The organism is Achromobacter sp. JD-1, from assembly GCF_038594925.1.
GTDB classification, from domain to species: domain Bacteria; phylum Pseudomonadota; class Gammaproteobacteria; order Burkholderiales; family Burkholderiaceae_B; genus Achromobacter; species Achromobacter spanius_C.
The window spans coordinates 119305-131406 of record NZ_JBCGCS010000015.1 but is presented as its reverse complement, the minus strand read 5'-3'; the positions used below and the strand labels follow the sequence as shown (position 1 = coordinate 131406).

The 12102-nt window shown below is 63.4% G+C and carries 6 protein-coding genes; 1 reads left to right on the top strand and 5 read right to left on the bottom strand.

From position 1 onward, the window contains the following. Window positions 1–13: 13 nt before the first annotated feature. The 5 genes from WBR68_RS21775 to clpS all read right to left on the bottom strand — a co-directional run bounded on the left by WBR68_RS21775 (window position 14) and on the right by clpS (window position 11629). Window positions 14–1351, bottom strand: a complete 1338-nt coding sequence (locus WBR68_RS21775; RefSeq protein ID WP_230695236.1) for a paraquat-inducible protein A — start codon at window positions 1349–1351, stop codon at window positions 14–16. Then, entirely contained in the window at window positions 1351–3663 is a 2313-nt protein-coding gene (clpA, locus tag WBR68_RS21770) for an ATP-dependent Clp protease ATP-binding subunit ClpA (protein WP_050445390.1), read from the bottom strand. Before clpA ends, WBR68_RS21775 begins: the two co-directional genes overlap by 1 nt. Before the next feature lie 55 nt (window positions 3664–3718). Next, window positions 3719–5905, bottom strand: a complete 2187-nt coding sequence (gene pbpC / locus WBR68_RS21765) for a penicillin-binding protein 1C (protein ID WP_370641266.1) — start codon at window positions 5903–5905, stop codon at window positions 3719–3721. 29 nt (window positions 5906–5934) lie between these two features. Then, the gene (locus tag WBR68_RS21760) at window positions 5935–11169 is read right to left on the bottom strand and encodes an alpha-2-macroglobulin family protein (RefSeq protein WP_370641264.1); all 5235 of its coding nucleotides are present in this window, start codon (window positions 11167–11169) and stop codon (window positions 5935–5937) included. 145 nt (window positions 11170–11314) lie between these two features. Next, window positions 11315–11629 (bottom strand): ATP-dependent Clp protease adapter ClpS, encoded by a 315-nt coding sequence (gene clpS / locus WBR68_RS21755; RefSeq protein ID WP_006220276.1) that lies wholly within the window; start codon window positions 11627–11629, stop codon window positions 11315–11317. Between the two features lie 227 nt (window positions 11630–11856). Here clpS and WBR68_RS21750 point away from each other — a divergent pair, with 227 nt between their 5' ends. Continuing rightward, on the top strand, window positions 11857–12102 hold the full coding sequence (locus WBR68_RS21750; RefSeq protein ID WP_230695234.1) for a cold-shock protein: 246 nt from the start codon (window positions 11857–11859) through the stop codon (window positions 12100–12102).

Here is a 12102-nt window from a genome sequence, read left to right as displayed (position 1 = left end):
CCCGCTGTTGTTGCTAACCCACTTCCCTGCTGGTCTGAGCCGGTGGCTGCTGCGCCGGGTGACCCGGGTGAGCCCGGCCTTCGATCTCGGGGGTGTCGATTTCGCTCTCGCCTTCCAGATCCCAGCTACGGCGCAAATCGAAGCTCATGGCCGCCAGCATGGTCAAGATCACCACCACACCGAAGGCCGCCGCCCCGGCACCCGCGCTGATCTCCATCAAACCTTGGAAATCGGCCAGCGCCGCCAGCAATATAACGACAAACACATCCAGCATCGACCATTGGCCAATGAACTCGACCATCTGATACAAGCGGGTGCGCGGCCGCAGATTGGTCGTGCTGCGCCACTGTTCGGTCAGCAACAGCAAGATCAGTGCCAGCAGCTTGGTCAGGGGTACGGCCACGCTGGCGATGAACACGATCAACGCAATATCCCATGAGCCCATCTGCCACAGTTCGACCACGCCGCCCAGAATGGTGTGGGCGCTGTCGCCCAAAACGGAACTCACCTGCATGACGGGCAGCACGTTGGCCGGGATATAGAACACGACCGCCGCGAGCAGCAGCGCCCAGGTGCGCGCCACGTGGTCCGGCTTGCGGTAATGCACCACGGCATGGCAGCGCACGCAGTGGTGCTCTTCTTCGGGATCGGCGTCGCGCGGCAAGGCCTGCACCTGGCCGCACACATGGCAGCCGGCCAACACGTTGTCGGGACTGCTTTCCGGAATATGCACGGGCGCCACGCCCGCCGTCTCGGCATACCGCCACAGCACATGCGGTGACAGGCGGCCCAGCATCGTCAGGAAGATGGTCAACAGACCAAAGGCGCCCAGCCCGATACCGGGTTGCACCGCGGCCATGCCGGCCAGCTTCACCACCGCCACCAGCACGCCCAACAGAAACACGGGCACCATGCACCAGGGACGCAGCACGCCCAGCAAACGCATGGCGCCACGGAAGCCCACGGGTTCACGGCCTTGCGACAACGGGCCCAGCACCCACAACAGCACGGTCAACTGCAGCAGTGGCAAGACGAAGCCGGCCAGCCCCGTCATGACGGCAACGACCCAATGACCTTGGCGCCAGGTAATGGAAATCGAGTCCAGCAAGGAGGCCTGCTGCACCATGCCCTGCACGGACATGGAAGCGACCGGGTAAGCGTTGGCCACCCCGAAAATGATCAGGGCGCTAATGGCAAGCGCCAGCCAATTGGACAAAGTAAGCCCGCTGTAGCGCCACAGTGTGGCCCCGCAGCGGGCGCAATTGGCGGTCTCGCCAGGTTCAAGCTGATGTCGGCGATAAACGCTTGCGCAGTGTTCGCATTCGATCAGCGGCTGGCTGTCCGCGGTCATCAATCGATCAGTTCGACTTCCTGCTTATCCGGCGCATCCGAGGACGGTGGTTTCCCGTTGTCGTCGAAGTCCAGCGTCACCTTGCCCGACTCGTCCAGGTCCACCGTGACCGAGCCGCCGTCGACCAGCTTGCCAAACAGCAGCTCGTCGGCCAGCGCGCGGCGGATGGTGTCCTGGATAAGACGTTGCATGGGACGCGCGCCCATCAGCGGGTCGAACCCCTCCTTGGCAAGGTGTTCGCGCAGTTTCGTGGTGAATACGGCTTCCACGCGGCGCTCGTGCAACTGGTCTTCAAGCTGCATGAGGAACTTGTCCACCACGCGCAGGATGACCTCGCGGTCCAACGCGGCAAACGGAATGATTGCGTCAAGGCGGTTGCGGAATTCAGGCGTGAACATGCGACGGATTTCCGCCATTTCGTCGCCCAGCATCCGCGAATTGGCAAAGCCGATCGAGGGACGGTTCAAGGTTTCGGCGCCCGCGTTCGTCGTCATGATGAGGATGACGTTACGGAAGTCCGCCTTGCGGCCGTTGTTGTCGGTCAGCGTGCCGTGGTCCATGACCTGCAGCAGGATGTTGAACACATCCGGGTGGGCCTTTTCGATTTCGTCCAGCAGCAGCACGCAGTGCGGCTGCTTGGTGATGGCTTCCGTCAAGAGGCCGCCCTGGTCGAAACCGACATACCCCGGCGGCGCACCGATCAGGCGCGACACCGCGTGGCGTTCCATGTATTCCGACATATCGAAACGCAGCAGCTCAACACCCAGCGTGAACGCCAGTTGCCGCGCCACTTCGGTCTTGCCCACACCGGTGGGGCCGGACAACAGGAAAGCGCCGATGGGCTTTTCCGGTTTGCCCAGGCCCGAGCGCGCCATCTTGATGGCGGCGGCCAGGGCATCGATCGCGCCGTCCTGGCCGAACACCACGGTTTTCAAATCACGGTCCAGCGTGGCCAGCTTGCTGCGGTCGTCGTTGGAGACCGACTGCGGCGGAATACGGGCGATCTTGGACACGATGTTTTCGATGTCTACCTTGCCGATCACTTTCTTCTGGCGCGAGCGCGGCAGCAGGCGCTGGGCTGCGCCGGCCTCGTCGATGACGTCGATGGCCTTGTCGGGCAGATGACGATCATTGATGAAACGTGCCGACAGTTCAGCGGCAGCCGACAGCGCAGCCGCCGAGTAGCGGACGCTGTGGTGTTCTTCAAAGCGGCTCTTCAGCCCACGCAGAATCTGCACGGTCTGTTCGACGCTGGGTTCCGGCACGTCGATCTTCTGGAAGCGACGCGACAGCGCGTGGTCTTTTTCAAAGACGCCGCGATATTCGGTGTAGGTGGTGGCGCCAATGCACTTCAACTGGCCCGAGGACAAGGCCGGCTTCAGCAGGTTGGACGCATCCAGCGTGCCGCCCGAGGCCGAACCGGCGCCAATCAGCGTGTGGATTTCATCGATGAACAGAATGGCGTCGGGGTTGCCGCGAATTTGCTTCAGCACGCCCTTCAGACGCTGTTCGAAATCACCGCGGTACTTGGTGCCGGCCAGCAACGCGCCCATGTCCAACGAGAACACTTGCGCGGCTTGCAGGATTTCGGGCACTTCGCCGCGCGTGATGCGCCAGGCCAGGCCTTCCGCGATAGCGGTCTTGCCCACGCCGGCCTCGCCCACCAGCAGCGGATTGTTCTTGCGGCGACGGCACAACACCTGGATCACGCGCTCGACTTCGTGCTCGCGTCCGATCAGGGGATCAATGCGGCCCGCCAGCGCGGCGGCGTTCAGGTCGGTGGCGTATTGGTCAAGCGGCGACTGACGCGATTCGCCCTGCTCTTCACCGTTGGTCTGCTGCTCTTTCTGCACGGCGGCGGACTCCACCTGGGGCTGTTTGGTAATGCCATGCGACAGGAAATTGACCACGTCCAGGCGCGTGACGCCCTGCTGTTGCAGGTAGTACACGGCGTGCGAGTCCTTTTCGCCGAAGATGGCCACCAGCACGTTCGCGCCGGTCACCGGCTTCTTGCCGGTGCCGCCCGCGGATACGTGCATGATTGCGCGTTGGATCACGCGCTGAAAGCCCAGCGTCGGCTGCGTGTCGACCTCGGCGCCGCTTGGAATCACCGGGGTGTTTTCCGAAACGAACTGGCGGAGGTTGCGGCGCAAGTCGTCAAGGTTGGCCGCGCAGGCGCGCAGAACCTCGACTGCCGAAGCGTTGTCAAGCAACGACAACAGCAGATGCTCGACGGTAATAAATTCATGCCGGGCCGAACGGGCCTCGACGAAAGCCATATGCAGGCTGACTTCAAGCTCTTGAGAAATCACGCTTCCTCCGTATTGCATCGAAGCGGTCAAATACACGATTCATATTCTATGCCGATCATGGCGTAACGCCAGCGATTTCAAAAACCACACTATCGTGGCGGCCTTGTGCGTCCATGACGGTAAGCGTATACCGGCCGTCTTGCGCCAGCACTAATTTAAACGGATGACTCGACGCGCCCTGACTCACCACGCGCCCGTCCAGCATCCACCATACTTCTCCTTCGGCGCCTTGCACATCCACATCAAGCGCCACTTCCCGGCTGCCGGGTACGGGCCGAAGCACCGAACCTGTGGCCACGCCACCCACGCGCAAAGGCCCCTGCGTGGCGTCGGCATAGCCGGCAAATGACGGCGGCGCCGTGTCGTTCAGCAGCCACGCGGCGCGCTGTTCGGGGCATTCCCCAGACGGCACGCTGCCCAGCCGATAACCCAGTGGCCAACAGGTGACCGCCGCCTGCACCGTTTCGGGCCGGCTACGGACCTGCTGCGCCCCTTCCGGTAACGCAGCCACAATATCTTGCAGTAACGGCGCCGCCACATTTGCCCCGAAAAAACCGGGGTTGGGCGTACCGTCCGGACGACCGACCCAGACGCCTAACGTCCATCTATCGGTCACCCCGATCGCCCAGGCGTCCCGGAATCCGAAACTGGTTCCGGTTTTCCAGGCCAGCCGCCGGGCCGGACTGCCCGACTGGTAGAAAGGCCGGTCGGGATGCCCGCCACCTTCGAGGATATCGCGAACGATCCAGGCGGCTCCAGGGCTCATCATACGGGACTCGATCCTGGGTTGCTCCGTTCGAAGACGGGGCCGTCCCGAGATGCCATCGCGGGCCAAAGCCCGGTAAGCGCCGACCAGTTCTTCCAATGTGGTGCCACCCCCGCCCAAAATCAAGCTTAAATTTGGAACGGCACCCGCCGGCAAACGTAAGCGCACACCGCCGGTCAGCATAACCGACGCGAAACTGACCGGCCCGACGCGGTCCAGCAGGTCCACCGCCGGCACATTCAACGACCGTTGCAAGGCTTGCGCGACGCTGACAGGCCCAGAAAACGCCGCTTGGAAATTACCCGGTGCGTAGCCGCCAAACGACAGCGGCGCGTCAATCAGCAGGCTTTCGGAATGAATCAACCCCTCGTCCAGCGCCTGCGCATAAAGAAACGGTTTCAGAGTAGAACCCGGCGAGCGCACGCCACGCACCATATCCACATGGGCGTAACGGGTATCGTCCGAAAAATCAGCAGAACCCGCGTAGGCCTTGACCTCCAGCGTATCGTTATCCATCACCAGCACCGCCATGGACACCTTGGGCGGCAGGCTGTCCACGCGGTCCAGCAACATTTGTTCCACTGACGCCTGCATGTCGGCATCCAGCGTCGATCCAACCAACGGCGGCCGTTGACCCGCGCGGCGCGCGGCGGGCGTGGCGCCCGCTTCCTGCAACAGACGTTGCGCGGCCAACGGCGCCAGCCAGCGCGCGCGCAACGGCGGCGCGATCACGTTTTCAATCTTGGCGTCGGCCACTTCGGCCGGCGTCCAGCGGCCCAGTTCGGCCATGCGATCCAGCACCTTGTCTCGCGCGGCCTGAGCCGCCTCGGGATGGCGGTCGGGGCGCAGGCGCGATGGGGCTTGCGGCAAAGCGGTCAGCATGGCCGATTCGGCCGGGCCCAGGTCGCGGGCAGACTTGCCCAGCCATAGCCGCGCCCCCATTTCCACGCCCTCCACAATGCCTCCCATCGGCGCATGGGTCAGGTACATGGAAAGAATCTCGTCCTTGCTGTAGTGCATCTCCAACTGCACCGCGCGCCAGGCCTGTCGTAATTTGGCCGACATGGAACGCGACGGCTTGCCGGCCAGTTGCGGGTCGATCAGGCGCGCCACCTGCATGGTCAGCGTGGAACCGCCCGACACAATGCGACGGTTCGTGGCCCACTGCCAGCCCGCGCGCGCCATCGCCACGGGATTGACACCGGGATGCCAGTAGAACCAGCGGTCTTCATATGTGAGCAAGGTGTCCAGATAGCGCGGCGAGACCTGGTCCGGCGTCACCGGATAGCGCCAGATGCCGTCGCGGCTGGGGTAGTTGCGCAGCGGTGTGCCGTCGGCGGCAACGATCACGGCGGCGCCGCCCGAGTCGATGGCGGGCAATGGGAACAGGCGGTCAAGCACGAATAACAACGCGGCCAGCGCAAACAACACGCTGGCCGCGATGATGCCGCGCCGCCGCCAGCGGCGGGCACGCATGGCGCCCGCCGTGGAGGAGGCGGCGGCGGTCAAGGACGCTTGGCGCCGCGATCGCGGATGTCGACCGTGCTCCACTGCTCACCCACACCCCGGATTTCCGGGCGGTACATATCTTCGGCCACCGTCGACGGCACCGCATAGCGGCCCGGCGTGACGACGCGCACCAGATAGAACACGTCGACCTTGCCGCGGCCCAGGGACACGGCGGCCACGTAACGGTCATCGCGGAATTCACGATGCTTGATGTTGGAGTCGGCCATGGCTTCGGCCACTCGGCGTCCGCCAATCGTCCATTCCTGCATCTCGGGGCTTTGCGACAGGTTCAGGTTTTCCACTTCAAAACCGGCCGGCACGCGGTCCTCGATCAGCGCATCGGGAATGCTTTGGTTGGCGCTGGCCTGCACCCACACCACCAACATGTCGCCGCTTTGCAGCGTGCCACCATCCCACGGTTTGCCGTCCGGACGATACCAGCCACGCTTGAGCTGGATCACGTCGTTGCGCGGCTTGGGCGCAACCATCGGGCTGCCCTGGATGTCGTATTCCAGAAACAATGATTGCGACCCCGTGTTGACGATTTGCGTGTTGGCCAGGTCAGCCGCCGACAAGCCCACCGTCTGGTCGCTCTTGCCGCCATCCAGCGGCTTGCGCGCGCCGTTGACCGTCAGCGCGGCTTGCCAGGGCGTGCCCTTGTCGCCGCCGATGGCGCGCGCCGCCATCAACAGCGCCATGCGTTCCTGCGTGGACAGGTACGAACGGTTGCCCAGACGAGCTGTCAATTGCGTCAGCAGGTTTTCCAGGCGCTCATGCTTCAAACCGTACTGATTGGCCAGCGCGTACGACAAGGCGTAGTCGCGCACGCTGCTGCCGTAGTCGCCCAGCCATTCATCGTAATAGGCGTTGTAGTTGCGACGGGGGAAACCGTATTCGCGTGACATGGCGGCGTCCAGCGCGGACTGCATGCGCCCTTCGTCGCCCATCAGCTTGAATGCGGCCGCCAACTGGATCAGGGGCAACGGCGAACGCGCACGTTCTTGATAGTTGTCGAACAGTTGGCGCACCGTCGACAACGGCGCCTTCTTGTCGCGCGCCAAGGCCAGCACGGCGGTCGACAAGCCGGCAAAACGGCGGTGGTCTTCGCGCAGGACGTTGGCATCGCTGCCGTCGATACGGCCGGCTTCAACGTTGCGGCGCAGGTTCACCGACCACGTGCCGAAGGTGTTGGACGTCTGCTGCACTTGCTCCAGCAGCCATTGGCGCGAACGGTCGAGCGTGGCTTCGGGCACTTCAAAGCCTTGGTCGCGCGCGTCTTGCAGGAAGCCGACGGCATAGGCCGTCAGCCACACATCGCGCGAGCTGGAACCGCTCCAGAGGTTGTAAGAACCCACCGCGTTGCGCATGCCGGACAGGCGGCCGATGGCGCCAGACACCTGCGCGGCACGTTCCACCTGCGAGTGCGGCTTCAGGCCGAACTGCTTGGCGACGGCGTCGTCGATCAACACCCACGGCAAGGCGCGGCTGATGGTCTGCTCGGCGCATCCGTAGGGATACGCCAGCAGGCCTTCAACCAGCTTGTTCACGTTGAACGGCGGACGGTTCGACACCGTCAGGCTGACCAAAGCCGAATCCGGGTAGTACGAAGACACCCACGCCGCTTGCGCCACATTGGTTTCGCCCGGATTCAGACGCAGACGGCGCACCTGGCGTTCGCCCGCATAGGCCGGCTGCACTTGCAGCACCGATTCGCGCACGATGTGCACGGGCTTGGCGCCGCCCTGCCCGTCGATGGTCAGGCGCATCAGGCCCAGACCGTAGGAACCCGTCGTCGTTGCGTTGAAGCGCAAAGTCGTGCGCTGCTTGTCTTTCAGCGTCACCGTGCGCACGCCGTCCGGAATGGCCAGCGGGTCCAGGGCTTCCAGCTTGATGCTGATCTTTTGCTCGGCGCCGCTCAGGTTGGTCAGGTCAAGCGCGATGGCGGCCTGGTCGCCCGGCGTGATGAAGCGCGGCGTATTCATTTCCGCGACAATCGGCGCGGCCACCACCATTTCAGTGTCGGTGCTGCCGTAGTTGTCGGCCGTGAACGCCACGGCCATCAGGCGCAGCGTGCCGTTGAAATCGGGCAGGTCCAACGGAATGTCGGCTTCGCCCTGCGCGTTCAAGGTGACCGGACCCGAGAACAGGTCGACCAGCTTGACCTTCTTGGGCAGGCTCTTGCTGTCGCCGCGCATGGCGGCGTCACCACCCCACTTCAGCTTGCCCTTGGTGCCGTCCATTTTCTCGATCAGCTTGCCGTACATGTCCAGCAGTTCGGGCGCGTAGCGGTGCTTGCCGAAGAAATAGTCCAGCGGGTCGGGCGTGGCGTACTGGTTGATGTTGAGAATGCCGACGTCCACGGCGGACAAGGTCACCGTGGCTTGCTTGCCTTGAGCGCCGTCGACCTTGACGCGCACTGTCGTCTTGGTTTCGGGCTCGGTCTTGGCCGCGGCGGTCAGCTTCACATCCAGCTTGCGGTCGGCGCTGGCAATTGGCAGGAACGCCAGGCCCAGCGCACGGGCCGGCGTCACGCGGTCGCCTTCGCTACCCGGGCGGAACACGGCGGCGGCCACATACAGGTCGTGGCGCTTCCAGTCCTTGTTGATCGGAATCTCAACTTCGGTGCCCGTTGCTTTCACGGCCACCCAGGTGGACCACAGCATGCGGTCGCCTTCCACCGTGACCAGCGCCTGGCCGTCGTGCGGCGGCGTCAGCGTGACCTTGACGGTATCGCCCGGCTTGGCCGGCACGCCTTCCAGCTTCATCTGCACGCGGTCGGGGCGGTTGCCCATCGCGTCGGCGTCCTGCGCGTTCCAGCCCGCATAGAAGCGGTAGCGCATCGTTTCACCGGTTTCCGGGTCGGCGATTTCAAGGCGGTAACGGCCCCACTTGACCGGCACGGTCAGTTGCGCGCGGTCGTTCAAGGCGATTTCGCGCGAATCGACCAGTTCTTCGGTTTCGGTATAGCCGCTGTTCCAACCGCGCTGGTCGTCAAAGCGCCAGTAGTATTGGCGTTCTTCGCGGAACAAGCGCATCTGGGCCTGGGCCAGCGGAACGATCTCGCCTTGCGCGTTGGCCCGGATGACTTCAAACGCGGCGGGTGCGCGCTCGCGCGCCACATCGCTGTCAAACTGCGGACGCACGGCAATCAGTTTGTCGGCGGGCCAGACGCTGCGCTCGATGGAGCGCACCACCGGGCGGCCGCCCGATTCAAGCAGGCTGGCCGACACGCGCACCTTCATGGGCGAGTGCGTACCCGCCACGCTGGGATTCACGCTGATCCGGGCTGCGCCCTTGTCGTCCAGCGCTTCCTCGGGCAGTTCACTGAACGTGCGACGCGTGTCATCGGCAACATCACCGAAAATAAAGCCCGGCCATTTCTGCGCCAAGGCGAAACGGTCGCGCTTGACCTGGAAGCTGGACAGCAGGCGATTGCCGGCTGCGGGCGCGCCGTAGAGGTAATCGCCCTGCACATTGACGATCAGTTCCTCGTCCGGCGACAGCACCTCTTGATCAGAGGTCAGCGCCATCTTCATGCGTTCAGGCAGGAATTCCTCGACCTGGAACTTCCACGACGCATCCGGCGTGCGCGAAGCGGGGTCCACGCGCAGTTCAAGCAGCCACGAACCCGTCTGGGCGTCCAGCGGCAATTCGATGGCGCGCTCAACATAACCGACCAGATCTTTCTTGGGTTGCCACAGGGTGGTCTGCACCACGCGGCCATCGGGGCGCTTGATCGTCGCCGTCAGCGGCGCGGGCGTCAGCATGCGGCCGTCCAGGTCGCGTGGCAGCACCGACACGTTGAAGGTCTCGCCCGGACGGTACAAATTGCGGCCGGCGTAGACGAACAGATTATTGGGGCGCGACACATGGCCGCCCGTATCGAACTCAGACAGGTCCAGCGCCGGTTCGCCCAGGGCCAGCACGGTCATTTCCTTGTCGCGCGAGGCGCGGATGACGCGCGCATTGGTGAAGCTGCCGTCAAAACGCACATGGCCCTGCGCATCGGCAGCGGCCTTGGCCAGCGTCTTGCCCGCGCCGTCCACCAGTTCAAATACGGCGCCCGGAATGGCCTGGCCAGACTTCAGCGACACGGAATAGGCTTCCACGCGGTCGCTGTAACGACGCGCATGCAGGCCGATATCGCTGACGTAGAAATACGTGACCTGGTATTCATAGCGGAACCGGCCCGGTTGGCTCATGACCGCGATGTAGATGCCGGGCTCTTGCAATTCCTTCACGCCTTCAACCGGCAGGAAGGTGACGTGGCGGCGGTTCGGCTTGTCGTCGGTGATGAAACGGCCCTGATAGACGCTGGTCGTCAGCGAATTCAGGCGGTCCAGATCCCAGTTGCTGACCGAGCCTTTCAGGCTGCGGTTGTCGGAATAGCGCCAGTTGTCATCGTCGTAGTCAGCTTCGTCTTCGTCAGATGCCGAGGTGGTGTTGCGGCCGATGCCCAGCACCGTTTCGAACAGTTCCGGCACACGGTCCGGCGCCACGCGCAGGAACTGCACGTCAACCTCGGGCACGTTTACGGTCGCCACGGGCAGGCCGCCGTTCTGGCCGGCCGGCAGCACCACGCCGCGGCTGGCGAAATAGAACGACGGTGGCATGGCCTGCGTGTTCACTTCGCAATTCGAGGTTTCAGCCAGCACGACCTTGTCGCCCACGCCGGGCAAACCCGAACGTACCGTGATGGCGTATTTGCGCTGCGGCTGGATGTAAGGGAAATACACCATGCGCGGGTTCTCGCCCACGATCCAACTGCCTTTCAGGATCTTGCCTTTGGGCGCGGAATCGCCCGGCTTGACCGAGGCCGGCTGGTCACCCGCATTGGCGGCGGTTTCGTTGTCTTCGTCGGCCTTTCCGGACGAGGCGCCCAAGTCGGTGACCTGAAGGAAATCATCCAGCTTGGCCTTAGCATCCACCGGCTGGGTGAACGTGACCGAGAGCGACAATGCCTCGTTGAACTGGCGCGGCTGGCAGGTCAGCGCCGCAAAGGGGTCGGGTGCGCCCACCGTCGCGCTGGCGCCCAATGCGGGCTTGCCGTCACCAGGCGCAGCGGCCGGGGCCGCCGCAGGGGTTTGCGTCGCGGTGGAAGCCGCCGGTGCCTGGACCGGGGCCGCGCCCTGCTTGTCCTTGCCGCCCATCCACCAGCCTACGCCGATGGCGCCGGCCAACACCACTACGCCGGCAACCGCCAGCCAGGTCTTACTAACCTTTCCACTCACGGCAAACCCCTCCGCCTACTCGTACACAAGCTCCTTCGCGGCGGAGCTGCCGACCCACTGCTCCGCGCGCTTCCCCAAACGCGGAACCTGCCGTGTTTAGCACGGCACAACGCCGCCTACTTGGGCGGCATCTTCATTTTTGGTGTTAAACGGGTTCCATCACACATTGCAGCGGGTGCTGGCGCGCCCGCGCATACTGCCCTACCTGGGCAATGCGAGTCGCCGCGAGATCTCGGGGATACACCCCGCATACTCCGCGACCTTCGTGATGCACCTGCAACATGATCCGCGTGGCCTCTTCATGGTTTTTATTGAAGAATTTCTGCAGAACTTTCACGACGAATTCCATCGGCGTGTAGTCGTCATTAAGCAGCAAAACCTGATACATCGGAGGCGGCGCGGCGCGCGCCGGTGCCTTCTCGACGGCCAAATCATGCTGGGTATCCAAGGTAGAACTCATAGGGCGGGTATTCTATTTAAACTGGGGACGGCTAACGCGCAACTTACTCAAAATTACACGCAGAAATACGTAGTTTCCATACTTGACGACACGAAGAAAAGCGGCGCATTATCAGCGCATTCTGGGGTTTTCAACTCATCGAAAATCTGACAGGAATTCGGAGGGGGGGACAGAGGTCTAGACCGCGATGCCCTTCTGTCAACATACGATTCAATGAGGCAGTCCGCATGTCTGATACGACCGCAACCGCCGTCCAAGGGGACAATCCCAAATCGACGGGTACCGTCAAGTGGTTCAACGATGCAAAGGGGTTTGGCTTCATTACGCCCGACGACGGCGGTGAAGATCTGTTCGCCCACTTTTCGTCCATACAGATGAATGGTTTTAAAACCCTGAAGGAAGGCCAGAAAGTGGCTTTCGAAATCATTCAGGGGCCTAAAGGCAAACAGGCGCTTAATACCACGGCGGCCTGA

Excerpts from the sequence above, each read along its gene's own strand:
- WBR68_RS21775 (WP_230695236.1), bottom strand. The coding sequence starts at position 1,351 with ATGACCGCGGACAGCCAGCCGCTGATCGAATGCGAACACTGCGCAAGC.
- pbpC (WP_370641266.1), bottom strand. The coding sequence starts at position 5,905 with ATGCGTGCCCGCCGCTGGCGGCGGCGCGGCATCATCGCGGCCAGCGTG.
- clpS (WP_006220276.1), bottom strand. The coding sequence starts at position 11,629 with ATGAGTTCTACCTTGGATACCCAGCATGATTTGGCCGTCGAGAAGGCA.
- WBR68_RS21750 (WP_230695234.1), top strand. The coding sequence starts at position 11,857 with ATGTCTGATACGACCGCAACCGCCGTCCAAGGGGACAATCCCAAATCG.